This window comes from Sediminibacillus dalangtanensis, assembly GCF_017792025.1.
GTDB classification, from domain to species: Bacteria; Bacillota; Bacilli; order Bacillales; family Amphibacillaceae; genus Sediminibacillus; species Sediminibacillus dalangtanensis.
Genome location: NZ_CP046956.1, coordinates 3,015,460 through 3,037,734 on the forward strand (window position 1 = coordinate 3,015,460; position 22,275 = coordinate 3,037,734).

The 22,275-nt window shown below is 43.9% G+C and carries 20 protein-coding genes, 1 pseudogene and 1 riboswitch; of the genes and pseudogenes, 5 read left to right on the forward strand and 16 right to left on the reverse strand.

All coding sequences use genetic code 11. The features are described from left to right. Positions 1–26 precede the first annotated feature (26 nt). From dhaM to ERJ70_RS15100, 7 genes are all read right to left on the reverse strand, one after another. Entirely contained in the window at positions 27–401 is a 375-nt protein-coding gene (gene dhaM / locus ERJ70_RS15070) for a dihydroxyacetone kinase phosphoryl donor subunit DhaM (RefSeq protein WP_209365622.1), read from the reverse strand. Positions 402–404: 3 nt separating this feature from the next. Next, positions 405–1,025 (reverse strand): dihydroxyacetone kinase subunit DhaL, encoded by a 621-nt coding sequence (dhaL, locus tag ERJ70_RS15075; protein WP_209365623.1) that lies wholly within the window; start codon positions 1,023–1,025, stop codon positions 405–407. Positions 1,026–1,043: 18 nt separating this feature from the next. Continuing rightward, positions 1,044–2,039, reverse strand: a complete 996-nt coding sequence (gene dhaK / locus ERJ70_RS15080; protein WP_209365624.1) for a dihydroxyacetone kinase subunit DhaK — start codon at positions 2,037–2,039, stop codon at positions 1,044–1,046. A gap of 247 nt (positions 2,040–2,286) precedes the next feature. Further along, a complete protein-coding gene (glpK, locus tag ERJ70_RS15085; protein ID WP_209365625.1) occupies positions 2,287–3,780 on the reverse strand; it encodes a glycerol kinase GlpK in 1,494 nt (497 codons plus the stop codon). Between the two features lie 12 nt (positions 3,781–3,792). Next, positions 3,793–4,623, reverse strand: coding sequence for an MIP/aquaporin family protein (locus tag ERJ70_RS15090; protein WP_209365626.1), 831 nt, complete (start codon positions 4,621–4,623; stop codon positions 3,793–3,795). A gap of 259 nt (positions 4,624–4,882) precedes the next feature. Beyond that, positions 4,883–5,725, reverse strand: a complete 843-nt coding sequence (locus ERJ70_RS15095; RefSeq protein ID WP_209365627.1) for an MIP/aquaporin family protein — start codon at positions 5,723–5,725, stop codon at positions 4,883–4,885. Between the two features lie 97 nt (positions 5,726–5,822). Continuing rightward, positions 5,823–6,371, reverse strand: coding sequence for a glycerol-3-phosphate responsive antiterminator (locus ERJ70_RS15100; protein WP_209365628.1), 549 nt, complete (start codon positions 6,369–6,371; stop codon positions 5,823–5,825). Positions 6,372–6,921: 550 nt separating this feature from the next. Between ERJ70_RS15100 and ERJ70_RS15105 the strand changes: the two genes are divergently transcribed. After that, positions 6,922–7,206, forward strand: coding sequence for a VanZ family protein (locus tag ERJ70_RS15105; protein WP_209365629.1), 285 nt, complete (start codon positions 6,922–6,924; stop codon positions 7,204–7,206). A gap of 408 nt (positions 7,207–7,614) precedes the next feature. Here the strand turns inward: ERJ70_RS15105 and ERJ70_RS15110 are convergent, their stop codons facing one another. The 4 genes from ERJ70_RS15110 to ssuE form a co-directional block, all read right to left on the reverse strand. Continuing rightward, entirely contained in the window at positions 7,615–8,004 is a 390-nt protein-coding gene (locus tag ERJ70_RS15110; protein ID WP_209365630.1) for a hypothetical protein, read from the reverse strand. A gap of 25 nt (positions 8,005–8,029) precedes the next feature. Next, on the reverse strand, positions 8,030–9,175 hold the full coding sequence (locus tag ERJ70_RS15115) for a trans-sulfuration enzyme family protein (protein WP_209365631.1): 1,146 nt from the start codon (positions 9,173–9,175) through the stop codon (positions 8,030–8,032). Between the two features lie 118 nt (positions 9,176–9,293). Further along, positions 9,294–10,673, reverse strand: a complete 1,380-nt coding sequence (locus tag ERJ70_RS15120) for an LLM class flavin-dependent oxidoreductase (protein WP_209365632.1) — start codon at positions 10,671–10,673, stop codon at positions 9,294–9,296. 36 nt (positions 10,674–10,709) lie between these two features. Beyond that, positions 10,710–11,252, reverse strand: a complete 543-nt coding sequence (gene ssuE, locus ERJ70_RS15125) for an NADPH-dependent FMN reductase (protein ID WP_209365633.1) — start codon at positions 11,250–11,252, stop codon at positions 10,710–10,712. Positions 11,253–11,376: 124 nt separating this feature from the next. Then, positions 11,377–11,485: riboswitch (SAM riboswitch) on the reverse strand. A 160-nt stretch (positions 11,486–11,645) separates the two neighbouring features. On the opposite strand from ssuE, the gene ERJ70_RS15130 reads away from it, so the two are divergent. Beyond that, the gene (locus tag ERJ70_RS15130; protein WP_209365634.1) at positions 11,646–12,881 is read left to right on the forward strand and encodes a cation:proton antiporter; all 1,236 of its coding nucleotides are present in this window, start codon (positions 11,646–11,648) and stop codon (positions 12,879–12,881) included. Positions 12,882–13,222: 341 nt separating this feature from the next. Here ERJ70_RS15130 and ERJ70_RS15135 read toward each other — a convergent pair whose 3' ends face one another. Further along, complete coding sequence (locus ERJ70_RS15135; RefSeq protein ID WP_209365635.1) at positions 13,223–13,639, reverse strand: hypothetical protein; 417 nt, start codon at positions 13,637–13,639, stop codon at positions 13,223–13,225. A 268-nt stretch (positions 13,640–13,907) separates the two neighbouring features. Here ERJ70_RS15135 and ERJ70_RS15140 point away from each other — a divergent pair, with 268 nt between their 5' ends. The 3 genes and pseudogenes from ERJ70_RS15140 to ulaA all read left to right on the forward strand — a co-directional run bounded on the left by ERJ70_RS15140 (position 13,908) and on the right by ulaA (position 17,707). Further along, positions 13,908–16,028: a BglG family transcription antiterminator gene (locus tag ERJ70_RS15140; RefSeq protein WP_209365636.1), complete on the forward strand. Its 2,121-nt coding sequence runs from the start codon at positions 13,908–13,910 to the stop codon at positions 16,026–16,028. Between the two features lie 14 nt (positions 16,029–16,042). After that, positions 16,043–16,319, forward strand: a pseudogene (locus ERJ70_RS15145) (PTS sugar transporter subunit IIB). 2 nt (positions 16,320–16,321) lie between these two features. After that, positions 16,322–17,707: a PTS ascorbate transporter subunit IIC gene (gene ulaA, locus ERJ70_RS15150; protein ID WP_209365637.1), complete on the forward strand. Its 1,386-nt coding sequence runs from the start codon at positions 16,322–16,324 to the stop codon at positions 17,705–17,707. Between the two features lie 762 nt (positions 17,708–18,469). On the opposite strand, the gene ERJ70_RS15155 is transcribed toward ulaA, so the two are convergent. From ERJ70_RS15155 to ERJ70_RS15170, 4 genes are all read right to left on the reverse strand, one after another. Continuing rightward, positions 18,470–19,201 carry a hypothetical protein gene (locus ERJ70_RS15155; protein WP_209365638.1) on the reverse strand — a complete coding sequence of 244 codons (732 nt, stop codon included), beginning with the start codon at positions 19,199–19,201 and terminating at the stop codon, positions 18,470–18,472. 205 nt (positions 19,202–19,406) lie between these two features. Further along, on the reverse strand, positions 19,407–20,363 hold the full coding sequence (locus tag ERJ70_RS15160) for an LCP family glycopolymer transferase (protein ID WP_245208020.1): 957 nt from the start codon (positions 20,361–20,363) through the stop codon (positions 19,407–19,409). Positions 20,364–20,988: 625 nt separating this feature from the next. Beyond that, positions 20,989–21,345, reverse strand: coding sequence for a hypothetical protein (locus ERJ70_RS15165; protein WP_209365640.1), 357 nt, complete (start codon positions 21,343–21,345; stop codon positions 20,989–20,991). 81 nt (positions 21,346–21,426) lie between these two features. Then, the gene (locus ERJ70_RS15170) at positions 21,427–22,257 is read right to left on the reverse strand and encodes a hypothetical protein (protein ID WP_209365641.1); all 831 of its coding nucleotides are present in this window, start codon (positions 22,255–22,257) and stop codon (positions 21,427–21,429) included. Positions 22,258–22,275 lie beyond the last annotated feature (18 nt).

A 22,275-nucleotide genomic window follows, 5' to 3' on the forward strand; every position in this document is an offset into this window, starting at 1 on the left:
GGGCAGCTTCATATCCTTAGAAAATCTTATCCAAAGTTCTTCTTTAAGGTTTCGGTTATTTCTGCAACAGATTTTCCCATCCCAGATTCTACAGCAGCTACATAAGCTCCTTCTACTATCGGGACATCTGCAATCTCTATTTGATCGTATTCCGACATTTCCACAGCCATTTCGGCATTCATCTTGGCGCTGCCAATATCAAAAATAAGCAGAACTCCTTTTGGACTATGCGCGTTATCGATAGCAGCCTGGATTTTTTCGATGCTGGTTCCGATATCTCCGTCGTCGGTACCTCCTGCCAATTCAATTGGCACATCCGAATTCACCTGGCGGATGAGATCCTTGATTCCTTCTACGATTTTGGTACTGTGGGATATCAAAACAATACCTGTCTGGTCCATTGATTACACTCCTTTTTTGACTATCTCAGCGAGCGTCGAAAATAAATAATAGGAGGAAACCGAACCAGGGTCCAGATGACCGACAGAACGGTCTCCCAAGTAGGCAGCTCTTCCTTTTTTGGCAGACATGTCTTTCGTAGCTTCCATGGCCGACTTTGCCTTCGATTCTATTTCATCACCGGAGAATTCGTTCTGTGACTTTAAAAATTCCGCCATTGGCAGCCAGACATCGATCATGGTTTTTTCACCTTGCTCCGCTTTTCCTCTTTGCTTCAACCCTTCTCCGGCTGCCGAAATTCCTTCAGCGAAATGCTGAAAATCTGCATTGTCCGCCCCCTTCAAGCTGGTGGACAATTTTAGGAAGGCGGTACCGAACAATGGACCGGATGCGCCTCCGACTTTCGACATCAAGGTCATTGCCGTATCCTTCAATACGTCACTGACGTTGGTATATTCGGTAGGTTCTATTTTATTTTTGACCTCTTGAAACCCGCGTGCCATATTGATGCCGTGGTCTCCATCGCCGATAGCCTGATCGAGCGAAGTCAAATAGTCCTTGTTTTCCTGAAAAAGTTGATTGGCCTGTAATAGCCACTGTTTTATTTCCCGCGGTTGTAACTCCATCCTGCATGCTCCTTTCGATTACATCTTAAACGCTGGGGCCTGGGACGGTGCGTCCAGCAATTCTTTCAATTCCTCATCCAGTTTTAACAAGGTCACCGAGCATCCCGCCATTTCCAAAGATGTCATGTACTCACCTACAAAGGTTTTGTAGACACGTATATTTTTTGCTGCCAGCAATTCCTGTACTTTTCCATTGAGAATGTACAATTCCATTTCAGGGGTTGCTCCAAGTCCATTGATCATGACAGCTACTTCATCTCCAGCGGCAAAATCGATGTCAGCCAAAACCTTGTTGGTCAATTCCTCGGCAATTTCATCGGCAGATGCGATTGCTTTTCTCTCTATTCCAGGTTCCCCATGAATCCCGATTCCAATCTCCATTTCATCATCCGCCAATTGGAAACCTGGTTTACCAGCAGCAGGAACCGTTCCGGAACTGAGCGCCATTCCCATCGAGCGCGCATTGGCTACTGTTTTCTCCGCCACCGATTTCACTTCCTCGAGCGAACCACCTGCCTCTGCTTTCGCTCCGGCAATTTTATGAACAAAGACCGTACCAGCAATGCCTCGTCGTCCGGAAGTAAACGAGCTGTCCTCGACAGCAACATCATCATTTACCACCACATGCTCGACCTTTATTCCTTCTGCATCGGCGAGCTCCGCTGCCATTTCGAAATTCAAAACATCTCCGGTATAGTTTTTAACAACTAAGAAAACACCAGCACCATTGTCGACCGCTTTTATCGCTTCAAAAACCTGGTCGGGAGTGGGAGAGGTGAAAACTTCTCCCGATACAGCTGCATCAAGCATGCCTTCGCCAATATATCCGGCATGGGCCGGCTCATGACCACTTCCGCCTCCGCTTACCAATCCTACTTTCTCAGATCCAGCAGGCTGCTTCCGAGCAAGTACCATCGTATCCGGAAGATGCTTGAGACGGTCAGGATAAGCTGCCGCTATTCCCTTGACCATATCCAGTACTACCTGATTAGCATCATTGATAATCTTCTTCATTATGCGTCACTCCTTTATTATTTTTATTCCCCTATCGCCCTATTAGTAAATCTTCGCTACAGCCTTACGGAAATCCTGTACGAAGAATAGGATTTCTTCGACAGAAACCGATAAAATCCGACAAGTTTTTATAAAAAAAACGGGACCAATCGATCGAAAGCTTACATATCGATAAACCGGTCCCGCAACCATGGTGCTATCCGTGGCTTTCGCCATTTCGAAAACCCGGCCCCAGCCTTACCACTTTTTATTTAAATGTACGTGTCGCTTCCACGGCTTTTTTCCAACCATCATAAAGCTTTTTACTCTTCTCTTCCGGTAAAGCAGGTTCAAATGTACGCTCATTCTGCCATTGTTTGGCGATTTCCTGTTTGTCCTTCCAATAACCTACTGCCAGACCTGCCAAGTAAGCCGCACCAAGTGCAGTGGTTTCTTGAACGACTGGACGTTCTACCGGTACTTCGAGAATATCGCTTTGGAACTGCATCAAGAAATCATTTTTAACTGCTCCGCCATCCACGCGAAGTTTGGTCAAATCAATACCGGAATCCTTGCTCATTACATCGGCAACATCCTTGGTCTGATAAGCAAGTGATTCCAAGGTTGCCCGGATAAAGTGGTCCTTTGTCGTACCGCGGGTCAATCCAAAGACAGCACCGCGTGCATCACTATCCCAATATGGAGTGCCAAGTCCGACAAATGCCGGTACGAAGTAGACCCCGTCTGTCGAATCCACATTTTTGGCATAACCCTCACTCTCTGGAGAGTCGTTGATTACTTTCAATCCATCCCGCAGCCACTGAATGGCAGATCCGGCTACAAAAATACTTCCTTCTAGGGCATACTCCACTTTTCCGTCAACGCCCCAGGCAAGTGTCGTCAACAAGCCATGTTCGGATACTACGCCCTTTTCGCCGGTATTCATCAGCATGAAACAGCCAGTTCCATAGGTGTTTTTGGCCATTCCCTCTTCAAAACACGCCTGCCCGAACAAAGCTGCCTGCTGGTCACCAGCGATACCGGCGATCGGCACTTCCTCCCCAAAGAAGTGGTAATCCACTGTTTTTGCATAAACTTCCGAAGATTGCTTCACTTCCGGCAGCATGCTTTTCGGCACGGTCAAGATATCCAACAATTCTTCATCCCATTTAAGGTCGTAAATATTGAACATCAAGGTTCTTGAAGCGTTGGAGTAGTCCGTAATATGGGCTTTGCCGCCAGATAACTTGTAAACAAGCCAGGAGTCGATCGTACCGAACAACAAGTCTCCGTTATCGGCTTTTTCCCGGGCACCTTCCACATTATCTAGAATCCATTTCACTTTGGTTCCGGAAAAATATGGGTCGATCAACAGACCGGTTTTTTCACGGAACAAATCGTTATAGCCTTGCTCCTTCAGTTCATTACAAATTTCCTGGGTTTGGCGGGATTGCCAGACAACCGCTTTATAAACCGGTTTGCCAGTGTTCTTATCCCACACTACTGCTGTTTCGCGTTGGTTGGTAATTCCGATACCGGCTACTTGGGAAGGTTCCGCATCTGCCTTGCGCAATACTTCCGACATACAGGCAAGAACAGAAGTCCATATTTCATTGGCATCGTGTTCCACCCAGCCTGGCTGCGGGAAAAATTGTTCAAATTCTTTTTGGGCCGTTTCTACAATTTCCCCTTTATGATTGAATAGTATCGCTCTTGAACTTGTTGTTCCTTGATCTAATGACAAAATATATGTTTCACTCATGATAATTCCCCCTTAAGATATTTTTTCTTCCACTTTATCAGCAGTGGTTTCCCCTTTTTTCAATTCTGCATTGGCCGCTCCAATCAAGATGACAGCCATCACAGCGCTCAATACCCAAAACAGGACCGAAAAATCGCTTACAAAAATGGCACGATAGAAGACAGCTCCATAAATCCCTCCCAAAATCGGGCCAAGAACCGGTATCCAGGAATAACTCCAGTCAGAACCGCCTTTTCCCGGTATCGGAAGCAGCGCGTGGGCAATCCGCGGCCCAAGGTCACGTGCCGGGTTGATGGCATAACCGGTCGTACCGCCAAGCGACATTCCGATTGCCACAATCAATGCACCGACTATCAATGGGTTCAATCCTTCGGTAAACTCGTTGGCACCGATAAATAAAAGACCCATGACAAGCACAAATGTACCGATTATTTCACTTACCAGGTTGGAAAACGGACTGCGTATTGCCGGATCGGTAGAAAACACGCCCAGTTTAGCACCCGTATCTTTTGTCGCTTTCCAATGCGGCAGGTAGTTCAAGAAAACGATCACACCGCCGATAAACGCTCCCAACATTTGCGCCGTAATATACATCGGCACTTTCGACCATGGAAACTCGCCTACTGCAGCAAAGCCTAATGTTACCGCCGGGTTGATATGGGCTCCCGAAACGTTGCCGACCGCATAAACGCCCATCGTCACAGCAAGACCCCATCCAACTGTAATGACAATCCAGCCAGCGCCTTCAGCCTTTGTGTTTTTGAGTACGACTCCCCCGACAACGCCACCGCCAAAAATAATCAAAATCATAGTACCTATCAGTTCCGCTAAAAATTCGGACATCTCCAGCACCCCTTTTTCCTATATTAACCTAGTAAACGATGTGTATTTGAGCACAAAAAGACCCACACTCCAATTGACGCACTTCTCCTGAGAAGTACCATTGTCGTGTGGGTCTCCGAATCTCCATCACATCGTTAACTTGTTGCCTTAACTTTACACCAATCTGTAAACGCTGTCAATCGATTTGTGAATTTTTTTGAAAGCACTTACGGACGCGCCATCTTCTGATTGCTGCCTGTCCTTGTCATGACACTTTTTTTCATGAATCATCGCCAACCATTTTTTCTTCCACTACTTCTGTTTGGGAGTGGCCTCGTTTGAGCTCTTTGCTGGCGGCAGCGATTAACAGAAGAATCATCACAGCACTGAGAAGCCAGAAGAAAACCGAATAATCACCAGTAAACAAAGCACGGTAAAATAATGCACCATATATTCCGCCCAACACCGGACCCGCCAGAGGTACCCATGAATATCCCCAGTCGGACGATCCCTTGCCCGGAATCGGCAGCAAGGCATGTGCAATCCGTGGCCCAAGGTCGCGGGCCGGATTGATGGCATAACCTGTGGCACCCCCCAGTGACATTCCAATCGCTACAATCAATAATCCGACGATCATCGGATTCAATCCTTCGGTGAACTCGTTTGCACCGATAAACAAAAGTCCCATCACCAGGACGAATGTACCGATTATTTCGCTTACTAGGTTGGAAAACGGACTGCGAATGGCTGGATCTGTTGAAAACACACCGAGCTTTGCTCCCGGATCATCGGTCGCTTTCCAGTGGGGCAAATAGTTACAAAACACGATACCTGCGCCGATGATGGCTCCGAGCACTTGAGCCGATATATACATTGGCACTTTCGCCCATGGAAACTCGCCAATTGCCGCGAAGCCAAGTGTAACAGCAGGATTAATATGGGCACCTGATACATTCCCGACGGCATAAACACCCATGGCAACCCCGAGTCCCCATCCAATCGTAATGACGACCCAGCCTGCCCCTTCGGATTTTGTTCCCTTAAGGACAACCCCTCCGACGACACCATTTCCAAGTATAATTAAAATCATGGTTCCGATTAACTCAGCTAAAAATTCCGACATGAAAACGCACTCCTTCCGATTTTCTAATCTAATTAACATAAATCGGAAATTTCAAACCTTTTGCGCTTCGGTCAGCTATCAGGATGTATTGCTCATTTTAATGAAGGTTCCACAGTTCGGAACGTGAAGTGGTGACCGCTTTCGCTCCTCCTTTGTACGCATTTTCCACATCTTCCTGGCTGCGGATCAACCCGCCGGCAATGACTGGAATGTCTGTCCGTTCAAAAATTTCTCCGATCAATTTCGGAATGAGGCCAGGCAGCACCTCGATATAATCTGGTTTGACTTTGTTGATGATTTTTATGTTGCTCTCCAAAGCATGCGAATCAAGAGCAAATAACCGTTGAACTGCAAGAACTCCCTGCTTTTTGGCATAAGAAATGACATTTCCTCTTGTGGTAATAATACCGTCCGGCTTTAAATTCCGGATCAGAAACTCAATGCCGGCTTCATCGGTTTTCAATCCTTGAATTAAATCAGCATGGACAAATACTTTTTTTTCTTCTCTTTTTGCGTATTTTATCAACGAAACAAGCTGGGAAAGCCTTGTCTCCAAAAAAATGACATACTGATATTCACTGGAGAGTAGTTTTTCAAAATCTTTCATATCGCGGATCGCCGGTAAAATCCCTTGAAGTATTGTCATATTATCACCCAATCCCGTTATTTTACTAATAGTTATTCATTTTATCATAACGCTTGTCCAACGGTTAATAGGTAAATATTAAACGAAAACGTTTTCGAACTGATTATCGTTTGATTACGTACCGTTTGGAAAAATTTATATAATGCTAATTTGCTTCAGCCCATGCTTTACAGAATGGGCGCTAATCCATCGCTGAAGAAAAAACTCGCTTTCCATGGGGAATGCTTCAGCCTGAGACTACTTGCATCCAGCTTTCTCGTTCCCTTGGACCGAGGAAACCCACTACAGAGCTAAAGTAGAAAGAGCATTCGCAGTATCAAGTGAATTTCGTCACCAAAAACAGAAACGGGTGATAGCGAAGGAAATAAACAGCCAAAACGTTTTCCCATCGAAGGTGGCGGGAATTTAGTAATGACTTCCATTAAGAAAGAGTGACGACCATGAAACGGCTGCTGATTACATTGCTTCCAATTATTTATGCTGTGCTGATTTGGATTCAGTCGAGCTACTCGCATGATATACTAGTACGTTTTTTCAAGGAGGGGATACCATGGTGATAAATTTTTTATGGGAAGCTTCCCACTTTATTGAGTTCGCCATTCTCTACCTTCTCCTAACAGCAGCGTTGATAGTCAACAAACGCTATAACACGCTGACAGATCTTGCTGCAATGTCCGTAACCATCGCATATGCTTTTATGGATGAAATTCACCAATTTTACGTACCCGGTCGCTCCTTTTCTCAGTTAGATCTAGTAAAAGATATGGCAGGCGTGATTACTGCTTGGATTCTAATGGAAAGTTACCAATCCCGCAAACAAAAGGATAATCATTAAAAACTCCTTACCAAAAAAGTTTTTCTAAAAATCCATCGTTATGCCATGAAGGATGTACCACTAACACGTTTTCCTGCATGAGAAGCGGGAAGTATATTACCTACACTGAATACAAAGACAAGGACAAAAGCGCAAGCGCCTTTTTAAAGGAGTACAGGCTAGAGCCGCCACGTCCTGTGGCAACGCCTGCATGACCCACATCGTGTGGGCCCCCGACAAGCTTAAGAACAGCCTCGGCGTGGCGTTTTTGCCACACAGAGGGTGGGCTTAAGACCTCGAGGGGGTAGGCGCTGGAGCTGGACGTAGCTGGTTCATCCAATAATTATCCACAGACAGTTAAATTTATAATTTCCTATACACTAAAAAAAGCTGCCCACGGCTTTAGCCTATTAGGACAGCTTTCATGCATTATTTATTGCGGCGCATAAATTTTATAACGGCCAGAATGACGAGAGCAATCACAACATAAATGAGGAAGAATACGATGAACCCCCACAGTCCGACGACAGCATCGGCAAATTCCATATCCCCGCCGGTAAGAGCCTGCTGCAGTTCGATTGCAAAAACGAACACAACCATCATGGTGAATGTGTAAATAAAGGAAAGAATGGTAATGCTCCACTTCATGCTGGCAATTAATTTAAATAAAAAGTAGACGATGAAAAAGGCAATGATACCGATAATGCCAATCACCCAAAAGTGCAGCTGTTTATCCGTCATGGTCAATCCAAAACGTTGCATTAATGCATCATGGATTCGGTTGACAATATCAGCCAGTAGTAAAATAACTTCCTTCATACTTTTTCCCCCTACTTTCTACTGTTCAAGTCCGTCTTGCCTGATTCAATGCCTGGTTGAATCCTTCGATGATATCATCAGCTGCTTCAATTCCTACGGATATCCGGATCAACCCTTCGGTGATTCCTAATTGTTCGTGCATTTCGGGTGAAAGGGCGCGATGGGAAGTCGCCAAAGGATAGGATACTGATGTTTCCACACCGGCCAACGTAGGTACGATTTTAATCCAGCCGAGCGATTGGAAAAATGTCTCCACATCACAAGTAGCCGTAATATCCATCGTAACGATGGCTCCATTCCCATGTGGTGATACGTCTTCTGGATAATATACTTTTTCTACTGCTTCATGCTTTTTCAAGGCATCGGCAAGTTTTTGGGCATTGTCGACGTGCCGTTCCATTCTTACACTGAGCGTCTTCAACCCACGACAGGTGAGCCAGGCCTCGAAAGGACTTAAACTGCTTCCCAGGTTCACGATTTTTTGATTGGCTTTTTCGATCAACCCTTCATGGCCGACCAGCACTCCGGCTGTAATGTCGCTGTGCCCGCCGATGTACTTAGTCGCGCTGTGGACAACCAAATCGGCACCTTGCTCATAGGGACGGCACAGGTAAGGTGTGGCAAACGTGTTGTCGACCATCAAGACTAGCTGAGCCTCCTGGGCCAGTGTAACGAGCGATTCTATATCCTCCTTGCGCAGTAACGGATTGGAAACAGATTCCGAGTAAACCATCTTTGTATTGCCCTGGATATAATCAGCGATTTTATCCCCTTCGGCAAAGTCGATAAATGATACTTCGATTCCTAAGTCCGGCAGTTCATTGGCAAGCAGTTGATATGTACCTCCGTAAATATCGGTAGCCGCAATGACATGGTCTCCCTGCTTGGCAACGGCAAGAATTCCTGCCAATATGGCTGCTGTCCCCGAAGCGGCAGCTATCCCCCTCGGAGCTCCTTCCAGTTGGGCCACCGCGGCTCCTAACTCATCTGTATTCGGATTCCCGACTCTCGTATATAAATAATCATTCTTTCCTTGGTAAAAGTTCTCCAAATCTTCAAGGTCTTTGAATTTAAAGGCTGACGTCTGGTAAATCGGCGTCGACTTGCTATTGATTTTTTTCTCCTGGATGCCCGATAGATGAACAGATTTCGTATCAAAATGTTTCCCCATATAATCGCTCCCCTTTTACCAGCTTTACATAATTATAACTACTTTAACGCAAGATTGTTGAAAAGCGCAAGCATACTAAATAGAAAAGGAGAGGCACTATTCACCTCTCCGTTCCTGGCTACACTGTTTGAATTCCTCTGCTGTATTTTTTCCCTGGATGGTTTTCAGGAAGACGGGGACCTGCTCCAAACAGGTTATCCCTCAAGGTTTCTCCTTCATAACGGGAGCGGATGAGGCCGCGCTCTTGTAAAATCGGGACAACCAAATCGACGAAATCCTGGAAGGTTCCAGGCGTTATTGCATAGGCAATATTAAAGCCATCGATACCGGCCTCCCTGACCCATTCTTCCATCGTATCAGCTATCTGTTCCGGTGAGCCGACTGCATAGGCGCCGAGACCACCGATTCCGATAAATTCCTTGATTTCTTCCACTGTCCATTGTTTGTTCGGATCAATCCTTGTGAAATTTTCGACAGCTGATTGAATCGCATTGTTTTCAACATACCGCAAACTTTCATCAGGACCGTATTGAGAAAGATCGATACCGGTCCATCCGCCGAACAAGGCCAGTGCCCCCTCATGACTGATATGGTTTTTATAATCGTTGAACTTCTCTCTTGCCTCCTCTTCCGTACGGCCGACAACCGGGGTAAACATGGTCAGTATTTTAACATCTTCCGGATTACGTCCTGCCAGTACCGTCTCTTCTCGCAATTTTTTGACCGACTGCCTGGCAGCCTCGATGGTTGGAGCGCCGATGAAGACACATTCAGCATTGCTGGCGGCAAATGCCCTGCCTTTTTTCGAAGCACCAGCCTGATAAATCACCGGTGTGCGTTGTGGCGATGGTTCACTTAAGTGAGCGCCTGGAACTTTGAAATACTTGCCTTCATGATGGATGTCATGGACTTTTTCCGGATCCGTATAAATTCCGTTCTCTTTATCGAGACGGACTGCTTCATCTTCCCAGCTGCCCTCCCAAAGCTTGTAGCAAACATCCACGTACTCTGCTGCAATATCATACCGCTCATCATGGTTCACCTGGTCTTCCAGCCCCATATTCACTGCGGCACTTTTTAAATAAGAAGTAACGATATTCCATCCTACTCTTCCTTTTGTCAAATGATCTAAAGTCGACATTCTGCGAGCGAAGGTGTAGGGATGCTCATGGCTGACAGAAGCAGTCACGCCAAAACCAAGATGCCTGGTGACCGCCGACATAAGCGGGACGACCAGCAATGGGTCGTTCACGGGTGATTGAGCTCCCTGTCTTACCGCCGCATCCCGGGAATTCTCGTAAACATCATAGGTACCTAATACATCAGCTAAAAACACTGCATCAAAGTTTCCTCTTTCCAAAAGCTTTGCCAGCTCAATCCAATATTCACTATCCTTGTATCTGTGTGATTGGTCGTCAGGGTGTGTCCATAATCCCGGTGATTGGTGTCCTGCACAATTCATATCAAAGGCGTTTAAATAAATCCGCTTATCCGTCATTCGATTTACTCCTCCTTGTGATGGATATTTATTGGTTTAAATTGGCTGCTTTTGCTTATTGACCGTCTGGACGAAATAATCCAGTTGCTTCTCTAATCGCAGGTTTAAGTCATGATCATGAATCGGCTGTTCGATGTCCTGTTTATCGATGCATTTGTTCAAAAGATAAACGCCCTTCAAATTCTGTCCCTTCAGCGTAGCCAACAGCGGCTTCAAACTATATTCCACGGCAAGTAAATGGGAGGGACTGCCGCCGGTCATCAGTGGTAAGACCGGTGTATCCTCCAGTACATCCTGCGGCAAAATATCCAAAAATGCCTTGAGAACACCAGAGTAAGCAGCTTTATACACGGGGGATCCGACAATAGCCCCCTTTGCCTGACGGATGAGCGCTGACGCTTCCGTAACCGCCTGACTGTCATACCTTCCTTCAAACAAATCGGCTTGCGGGATATCCTTTACAGATAAATGTGCAGTGGAAAACCCCTTTCGCCTTAAAGACTCCCCTAAATAGTTCAGCACCGCGTCGGTTCCAGATTGGGCTGAAGGACTTCCAGATAAAATGATGATTTCACTCAAGAAAATCTCTCCCTTTCTGCCAAATGGCATTTACGTAGCAACTCGGGTAAGAGGGAATTTTTCCATAAGAAAAGCCCCCTTTTCCGCAGTATGAGAAAAGAGGGCTGTTATCGTCCGATATCCGCTCTTATCTCCCAAGAATGCATCTTGGCTGGAATTAGCACCTTTCTGACAACAGTCAGAGGTTGCTGAAGCTTCAATGGGCCAGTTCCCTCGGCTTCTCTGGATAAGAATTTTTAATTTGACACCTATCATAATACCAATGACTTTCCATGTCAACTACTTTTTGTAATAATCAGAATAGTGCTGCCTGCATAAAGTAGCTTGTTTGGCAGGTTTATCTGCCCGGTTTTTGAGAAACATATAGATATACTTAATCCAGGAGGAAACGTTATGCATGAATTTAACGAAACTTTTATCCAGATTCTTATCCTGCTTGCTATCTCGGTTGCCGTTATCGGGATTGCTAAAAAGATCGGTCAGCCTTATACAATTGCACTCGTTTTGGTCGGTTTATTTCTGGGCATTATTAATGTTCATGTACCACTGATAGATGAAGCAGAAGCATACATTACCCAATCAGAAGTTTTTCAGACCATTATTATTTCATTGTTCCTGCCGATTTTACTGGGGGATGCGACACTGAAACTGCCATTTCACCATTTATACCAACATAAGCGCGCAGTTCTCGGTATGGCCTTCATCGGTACGTTTCTGTCGTTTATCGTGATTGGCTTTGCCACCCATTATTTTATTGGCTTGCCAATAGCCGTGGCGTTCACGTTTGCAGCGTTAATGAGTGCCACAGACCCAATCAGTGTTGTGTCCATTTTTAAGTCGTTAGGCGTTTCGGAAAAGCTGTCCACGATCATGGAAGGGGAATCATTGTTCAATGATGGCATTGCCGTGGTACTCTTCAAAATTTCATCGATTTATTTACTTACCTATATTGAGTTAGGCTGGGAAGGACTTGGCAGTGGCATTCTGTTATTCTTGAAATTCAGTGTGGGCGGCGTGCTGGTCGGTGTCATCCTCGGCTTTATTTTTTCTCAAATCATTCGCTTTTTTGATGATTATCCATTTGAGATTGCATTGTCAGCCATCTTGTTTTTCGGAAGCTATTTTATTGCGGAGCACTTGGAGGTATCCGGGGTCATTGCGGTGGTAGCAGGTGGATTTATGTTTGCCGATTATGGCGGAAAAATTGGTATGACGGAAAAAACGAGAGTGACTATCAACACGTTTTGGGATGTGATCACCCTTGTTGCCAACTCAATCATCTTTTTGCTGATTGGATTGGAAATCCGCAACATCGATTTCAATAATCAGTGGAACATCATCGCGTTTGCGATCGTTCTTGTCATCACCGGTCGAATCATCGCCTTGTACATCAGCACATTGCCCGTAAAAGATTTGAATCGGAAAGAGCGGATTCTTCTTAACTGGGGCGGTTTACGAGGAAGCTTATCGATTGCGCTCGCTCTCAGCCTTCCAATGGAATTCACCGGCCGTGACACTGTCCTGTTACTGACCTTCTCCGTTGTCTTATTCTCTTTGATTGTCCAGGGGATGTCCATCAAACCATTGATCAAAAAGCTCGGTTTGTCAGGCACCGATTCAACCAAATAAACATGACCGCAGTGAAATCCGCTTTGTAATACCGAACGCTAACTGGACTGAAGTGTTAAAAGTGCTTCTTCAAGTATTAAGTGAATCTCGCGATGGGAGAAACAGCAAGGACACGTCAATTGATTTAGCAAAAGTAAAACTTTCTAACAGAAAACGCGCCAATCCATCAAGCTCGCCATAGCAATAAGAAATACTCATCAAACAATAGAATCATAGGAAGGTTTTCTAAGAAGCTTACCTTATATGAACAATCAAAAAAGAAACCGGACGAATTCGAATGCTTGCGTTTCGAACCATCGTCCGGTCTTTGCTTTGACCACTATACCGTTTTTCGAGTGACTTTACTCTGCTGAATTCAAATCAATTACTTTATTGACCAAAGAGGCGAAGGGCTCGTCCTCAAAAGAAAAGTCGTCTAAGTCTTTACGATAAATTTGAATGACAACCGTATCATAACCTTTCTCATTTTGAGTAAGTCCAAAATGAGAAGTCCGTGTATGGGATAAATCTTGTCTGTGTGGCAATTTTATTGCGTTGTTCATTTCCTTCGAAGAAATCGAATCACTAGGTACTTCCAGATCAACCCGCAAACGGTTTTCTCCCGCACGAATCTTGCCGAAACGCTTGGAATGCCGTTTCCATGGCAGCTTTTCCATAGTTTCAATCGCATAGTTATGTTTATCCCGGTTGATCAATTTCACTTCACATTTCCCGTTGCTTTCCAACAAGGTAATGAGCTCGTTCACTTTCTTATACATCGGATCCATCCTTTCCATACCGAGTCAGCATCTAGTTAAACTATTCCCCATCGCAAATTGTTTTACCCGTTGAATGTATTCTTTTTCAGTTGGAATGCGGGAACAGCTATGTTCATTTAATTTTGCACAGTCAGAGTGTACCAAATTAGCAACGTAAAACCCCTTTTCATTTCCCGGAATCGTATTATAATCATAATTAAGTTAGCTGACTTTCTTTTAATATTTGCACGATGTAATGGCTGCACAAATGTGAAATGGGGATCCTCAAATGACATTAGATGCGCGAAGCAAGTATATTTTGAACCGATTTGTCGAAACGAATGGATATTTAGCCGTAAGAACCATTACTAATTCATTGAATATTTCCAGAAGAACATTCTATTATGACCTCAAAAAAATCAACCAATTTTTGCAGGAGAATGGACTTCAGGAGATTCAAAGGCAGAAAAAACGAGGCTACTATTTAAGACAAGAAGATAAACATAAGATACCTTCTCTGGTCCAATTAATGAATCATACCCAGTACTTTTTCGATAAGCAGGACCGTCACATGATGATGGCTGTTCAATTGTTATCTTCTGAAAAAGCACTATTCCTGGAAGACATGCAAAAAATGACACAGGTAAGCAAAGGCACTGTCTCCAATGATCTAAAAGCACTTAAAAAAGCTTTGACAAAATTTCTTCTTGAGGTGAAGTTCGACAGAAAATCAGGTTTTTCAATTACGGGAAGCGAAACAAATAAGCGCAGCGCGCTCGTTTATTATGTCACTCAACTGGTGACAACCAATAAACGGGAAAACATTTTAGAAAAGGTGAACACAGCTGTGGTTCCGCATTTACTGAAACTGCCTTATTTTAGTGAACAGCGTCTTTATCACATAAAAAATGTAATCGTTTCCAATGAAGAGATGCTAGGAGTTGAATTGACGGACGACACAATTGAATACCTTGCTTTTCAATTCATGATTCTTATGCAGCGAATTCGCGATGGCCACCGGGTTTTGGTGGAAAGATTTGAAAAAGAAGCCTTACAACAAACCAAAGAATTCTCAGCTGCCAGAGCCATTATCAATCAATTAAGTAAGTTGGAGAATGATCCTTTACCAGAAGATGAAGTGTATTTTGTAACAATGAATCTTCTTGGTTCAAAAGTGAATCATTCAGATTTTGAAGTTCATAAGACGGAAGAAATGAAAAGTTTAAAAGCTGCCATCCACCATATGGTGTTGGATTTTCAGAAATACGCTTGTGTCGTTTTTCAAAATAAGGAGAAACTCGAAACCACTCTTTTTTTGCATCTCAAGCCGGCATATTACCGGCTTAAATACAATGTGGACATCACCGATGAGTGGAGCAGTATCATCCAACAGAAGTATCCGGAAATCTATCAACTTACCTCAAGAGTTGTTTTTCATTTGGAAGCAATTTTAGATAAAAAAATTCCGGAGCAGGAACTAGCCTATATTGCTATTCATTTTGGAGGATGGTTGAAAAAAGAAGGGAAGAAGCCGGCACCCAGAAGACGCGCACTAATTGTTTGTCAAAATGGGATCGGAACTTCCAATATGCTTCGTATGCAGTTGGAAGAATTGCTATCTACTATCGATATCGCAGGTTGCATATCATTGCGACAATACTACCAAATGAAAATCGATGTTGAAGTCATATTCTCCACCACACCAATCAAAACAGGAAGCGTACCAGTCATATTAGTCGAGCCAATTATGAACGAAAAAGAAAAAGAATTGCTTCTTAAACAATATAACTTCCTGTTTGGCAGAAATAGTTCTGCCAAAAGTAAAATCTCGGTAGAAAGCATTATCGATATCGTTCAACATCATGCTCAGATTTTGGATAAAAAGGAATTGGTTCGTGAGCTATCCTGCCATCTTCAAGCTGAAACAACCGATACATTAAAGGAGCGCGACAAACCCATGTTAAATGAATTATTGACAGAAGAAATGATCCAGTTGGTTGATGAAGTAGAAGGTTGGGAGAAAGCCATTAAACTAGCTTCCCGTCCGCTTCTTGACAGGAATTTTATTGAACAAGCATACATCGACTCGATGATCGACGATATAAAGACACTCGGCCCTTATGTTGTAATCGCTCCGAGGATTGCAATTCCACATTCCCGGCCTGAAAACGGAGTGAATAAAGTTGGTATCAGTCTGCTGAAAAGTTCGGAAAGTATTTCATTTTCAGACCAGGAAAAACATCAGGCAAATCTGATATTTGTATTGGCTGCAATAGACAATGAAACCCATCTGAAGGCCCTGTCACAACTGACAAACCTGCTTGGTGAAGAAGAAAATATCAATCGATTAATCGAAACAAGCAACAAACAAGAAATACTTGAACTTGTCGATTATTATTCCCAAGAGTAAAGGAGAGAGAAAAGATGAAGAAAATTTTGGTGGTTTGTGGAAATGGTTTAGGAAGCAGTTTTATCGTAGAGATGAATGTTAAACAAATTTTATCCGAACTCGGTATGGAGGCTGAGGTTTCTCACACCGATTTAACCACTAGGTAAAACAGAACCTGCTGATTATTACCTTGGATCGGAAGACATTGTAAATAGCTTGGACGACGGTACAAGAAATGTTATCAAACTAAATAACTTAATGGATAAAAAGGAATTGCGCACCGCCATCGAAACAAATATAAAGGAGGCGTAATCATGGTTGATTTATTAATGAATGATATACTCGGCACCCCTTCCATCCTGGTCGGCTTGTTTGCCTTTTTTGGCCTGCTATTGCAGAGGAAGCAAATCGCCGATGTCATCTCCGGCACCCTAAAAACCATTATGGGATTCGTCATTTTAGGCGTCGGAGCCGGAGCAATCACCGGATCACTGGGACACTTCAGCAGTATGTTTGATTCTGCCTTTGAATTATCAGGTGTCATTCCCAATAACGAAGCAATTGTTGCCCTGGCTCAAGATGCCTTTGGTACGGAGACAGCAATGATCATGTTATTCGGCATGTTAGTCAATATTGTCCTAGCCCGCTTTACTCCTTTTAAATATATATTTCTGACAGGACACCATACCATGTTCATGGCCTGTTTGATTGCTGTGATTTTGTCTACTGGGGGAATAGAAGGAATGATGTTGATCCTGATTGGCTCCATCATTCTAGGATCACTCATGGTGCTTATGCCTGCCATGCTACAACCATTCACTCGTAAAATCACTGGTTCTGATGACTTTGCTGTCGGCCACTTCGGATCCTTCGGTTATCTGGCTGCAGGGGCTGTCGGTAAACTTGTTGGAAAACAATCCAAATCTACCGAAGAACTCAAAGTTCCTAAATCATTGGGCTTTTTAAGAGATACATCGGTTTCAGTCTCACTGACCATGGCTATTTTATTTTTCATAGTGGCACTATTTGCAGGGCCGGCTTTCATAGAAGCAGAGTTAAGTGATGGAACTAATTTTCTCGTCTTTGCATTTTTGCAATCGATCACTTTCGCAGCTGGCGTTTATATTATCTTGGCTGGTGTCCGGATGATTCTTTCTGAAATTGTTCCAGCGTTTAAGGGAATAGCGGACAAAGTTGTACCGAATGCAATCCCAGCCTTGGATTGTCCATCAGTATTCCCATTTGCAAACAATGCTGTGGTGATAGGATTCGTCTTCAGTTTCCTGGCAGGACTTATTAGCATGTTTCTGCTGCCCGTTTTAGGTCTGAGAGTAATTGTCCCGGGTTTGGTTCCTCATTTTTTCACAGGGGCTGCAGCGGGTGTCTTCGGAAATGCAACCGGAGGTCGAAAAGGAGCGATATTTGGTTCTATGGCTAACGGGCTTATCATCAGCTTTCTTCCGGCGATTTTACTTCCGGTTCTTGGATCGTTAGGCTTTGAAGGTACCACATTTGGAGATGCTGATTTTGGGGTCATCGGGGTTGCCCTAGGATATCCTGTTCAGTTGTTTGCCTCCCCTCTTCTTTTTGCAGGATTGATCGTCATCCTTCTTGCGGGATTTTTTGCCATAAGCATAGCAAGAAGCCGAAGAAAATCTCCAACCCCAATCGAGAACGAGCAACAATCCAATTCTATATAATAGAAAGAGGCCGGGACAAAAGCATGACGCCACCAAAGCAAAAACCGAGCGAATTCTAAATGCTGATTGAATTCGCTCGGTTTTTATTTGTATCTTCTCGTTTTATCCTGCTGTTTGTTGCGTGCTTCGAATCGCTACGGCAAGATACTACGCGTTCCACGGGCACGGCTTCCACTTCCTCCGAAAGCACCTACCGCTTTCTTGCGGGATTTTCAGCTCGTGCTGTTCCCGTAGGAGTCTCCGTATCTTGCCTTCGCTATGTTTTTGGGCTCTGATTTCCATATGATCAAGACAAGATGGACCGTTCTCTTCTATTGGTTGATAGGTGGTATCTAAACAGGGAAGAGGATGAAAGTCTTGAGGGTTCCTTTTTTCTTTATAGCATATTAATGATAAAGAAGTACTCCTGGTTTCCATGCGTTTTCGCTTTCTACCGTAACGGCAATAAGCAAAACGAAAAATACACCAGAAGAGAAAGTATCTCCTTCAACGGAGGCAAGGTACGTAGACTCCAGCGGGATGAGCGCGAGCTGAAGATCCACTTGGCAAAGCGGTATGCTTTGCCAAGTTAGCTGAAGCCGTGCCCGCGGAAAGCGAAGTACCTTGCCGGAGTGGAAAGTTGCACTTTTTATAGGGTAAAACGTTTTGCTTTTTGCTCATCAAAAAACCGAACGAATGGTGGATCGTTCGGTTTTCATTTTGGTCACGATGCTTTTGTCCCAGTCTCTTTCTATTTATCTGTTTTTTTGACGCTTTGCGCCTTTAATTTGCAGCTTCCTGATTATCTTGGTTCTCATTTTCTTCAACCAGTTGCTCTTCTTCTGTTTCTTCCACTTGTTCTTCTTTATCGCTTATTTCATGCTCGTCCTTTTCTTCACCACTGTTTCCATCGTCCTCTTCATTTCCACCGTCCTCCGGATCTACAGATGAGCCACTTTCTTCATTCTGTTTATTACCAGCCGGCTGCTTGGCCGGTTTATCATCCGTGCTTTTATCTTCCCTTTTCTTATCAGACGAAGATGATGTTTCCTTCTTAGCACTAGTACCATCAGAAGTAGTAGTAGAGGCACTTGAAGTGGTGCCACTTGTAGCACTGGTCGTAACCGTCTTTTTTTCAGTGGACGTTTGAGAAACCACCGGATCCGACTCTGAAGATATTTCGTTTCTCTGCTCTGCAGCAGTGTCTGCCGGTAACGCTTCCTCCTCGGTCGAAATTCTGTTAACCTCCAAGGAATCTCCCAGTTCTTGTTCACCTGCATTGCTGCCGCTCGCTAACACATAATGATGAACCTCTGTGCTGTTTCGCAATACGGCAGGATACAATTGTTTAGGCTGATGAGTATGAACAGGCAATTGGGCTATTTCAGCTGACGACTGGTTAAAAATTGTTTTTCCATTCAGGAAACTTTTACCGACAAAAAACCCACCTGCTCCCAAGGCCATAACCAGTATAACAGTTGAAATGATCGCAACTGCTTCTTTGCTAAATTGCATGGAATCCCCCCAACCCCATTAGTAACCATCCATCATAATAAGTCAAAATATGTATAAATATGGATGCTAATCTTTTTTTAACCTACCATGCTTTAATAGAAAAGTAAATGCCTGGTACTTCAGGCTTTTCTACGTTAATGACCAAATCTAATAAAACAAAACCCAGAAGCCTTATTTTCATAGCTGCCTGGGTTTTGTCAGTTTATCAAGACTTTGCTTTTTTAATCATATCGTGCACCTTTTGAATCTCATCATCGGAAACGACCAAATAATAGATGTCCTGGCCGCTTGAATTAGTGATATAAGCGCCTTCGCCTTCCATTTGATAGCTGACAACGTTTTTCCTTGTATCTCGATAGTTCATCATTAAATTTTTCATATCGCTGAAATCCATGTTGGTTTCCATATTGTTTCCAAGAACATCGATCATATCATCGATTTTGTTCACCGAAGCTACGCTCGCCCCTTTATCGACAATTGCCTGGAATACCTGGCGCTGACGGCCCGTTCTGGCAAAGTCGCTGTCAAAATGACGCATTCTGACAAAGCCCATTGTTTTGGCTCCGTCCAATTCGATTTCGCCTTTTTCGTAATGGTAGCCTTTTTTATAATAGCCCTCATCAATCCAGTCTGTCTTGTTGTCGACCGTTATGCCGCCGACTGCATCTACCATTTCCGACAAACCCTCCATATTTACTTTCACGTAATAATCAAGCTCGATGTCCAAAAGATTTTCGACTGTGTTGATCGACATGTCTGTACCGCCGTATGCATATGCATGATTGATTTTATCTTCATATCCTTTTCCCACGATTTCCGTCCGTGTGTCGCGGGGGATGCTTACCAGGTTCATGCTATCGTCTTTCGGATCAAGCGATAAAACCATCAAAGCATCAGAACGGCCCGAGTCTCCAGAACGTTCATCTACTCCAAGAAGCAGGACATTCAACGGCTCGTTATCCTTCACTTTTTTCTTGCCGACTGCAGTGTCGATAGAATCTACCGGCTGATGCATCTTCTCTTCAACCGTATGTTTTGCATTATTATATATAGAAAAAGCATAGACACCGACGCCTATCACAAATATTGCCACGACAGCCAGTAATATTTTCCACCAGCGCTTCGACTTTCCCGTTTTTTTAGCTCTTCTGCTTTCAGCCAAATAAATACACCCCATCTGTTATATGATAACGACTTCTTTTTCTTCAACTATTATACTATAACATTGTAAATTTTTGTCTACCCTTATCGAAAAATTTTTACCATGAACCTTTTTCCAATTTACGAGAAGACCTGCAAAGCATAAAGGACGAGAGTCTTAAGTAATCTCGATAAAATTAATTTCTTAAGGGATAAGCATGCCGGATCGCTAAGCATAATTATCTCTATTCATATCGGTTTGAACGAGAGTCCGGATGAAGTGCTTTTTGCGCGTTCCTCTGTCCTCTTTTAATCTTCATGGGCTTGATGAAGATCTATTCTCACGTTCTCCCTCCCGATTTCGAACTTCATAGTCTTGATGAATTTCGTTTCGCTCGTTTTTCTGTATCCTTTTAATCTTCATGGGCTCGATGAAGATCTATTCTCACGTTCTCCCTCTCGATTTCGAACTTCATGGGCTCGATGAAGATCTATTCGTGCGTTCTCCCTCCCAATTTCGACCTTCATAAACCGGATGAAGTGTGTTTTGCGCGTTCCTCTCCTCCCTTTCGAACTTCATGGAAGAAGAATACACCTAGAAGCATTAAAAAACCAGAGAAGCCGTAGCCTCTCTGGTTTTCCCCTGTTTAGGAACCATCCACTTGTGATTGCCGCCCGTAACAATCACTCTCTTTTAAAATATCCATCGCTTTCTGATAATCGGCTTCATCTACTTCAAAATGAAGCATATGCGACAAGGTTTCCGGGTTTCCGTCTCCTGACTGATTGCGCTGTTTGTTGTTGACTAGTGGAGCAATCGGAGCAAATCCGCCATTTGTTCCTGTTCCTGTATTGGCAGGAAAGAACGGCACAAGAACTTTTGTATCCGTCCCTTCTGGTATTTCCTCGACTGATACATTATTCACCTTTAAGGTTTGAAGCCTGGCGTGCACTGCTTCTGCATCATTCTCATTCTTAAAATAAGCATCAACCTGTTTCGACATTCCTTTCACCCTTCCGCGCTTTGTTATCGTTATCATTCCCGTTCTCACACTCTTTAAAACCGATCCATCCTAACTGATGAGCTAAACACGGATCCTTATATAAGCTCTGTCATCAAACGATTCATTACCTTTCACCAGCCCCTTTGAGGCTTTATAAGCACGGAAGCATAACGGATCTTCACGAAGTAATTTTCCAAGCGTAACTTCAGAATCAGAAAGATTATTCCTTAAAAAGGGATAACCGTCCGAGGCGAGGATGATTTCGGTCATATCGGCAGGAACAGGAGTTACTTGAACCATATTCAGGTCAATCGGGAAACCATTTATCACTTCATATCCATACTGATTTTGCGGGTCATTTTGCATATAGTACTGCTGTAGAATCAATGGCTGAATGAATTCCCAGCCGGTGTCGCGGACAAGCAGGTCGTCGACTGTCTTCCCTTTTTTCAATTCAGCTTCTAAGTATAGAGAACGGGCATTGGCCGTGATGGTATCCAAGTGTTTTTCGTTTTTGTAAAGCTCGCCTTCGATCATGGCCTGACAATCTCCGATTTGCCAAACTTCCCGGTGATAATGGCTGTAAATAGCCATACAAGCGGAAGGAGCAAGCCACTTCTTTCGTTTTATCTCCTCCAGCAGCTCTTGCTTTTGATAAAAATTCTGCATAGATTGATTGATTTGTTCAATCATTCCTTCCAACGTCACTTTCTTATCCATTCGTTCAACCGTTTGTTTGACGATTTCAGCCGCAAGTTTTCCAGGTGACTTTCCATTGATTTTTCTGCCCGAAACATTGGTAGCACCATCTATTACAGCTACAAAGTCCTCATTGATGACGAGCATATCTTCACACAGTTCAGGGGCAGGTCGCTTTCCCTGCAAAAACGATTCGATGAGATGGATTCCCAAGGTTCTTCCTCCTCACAT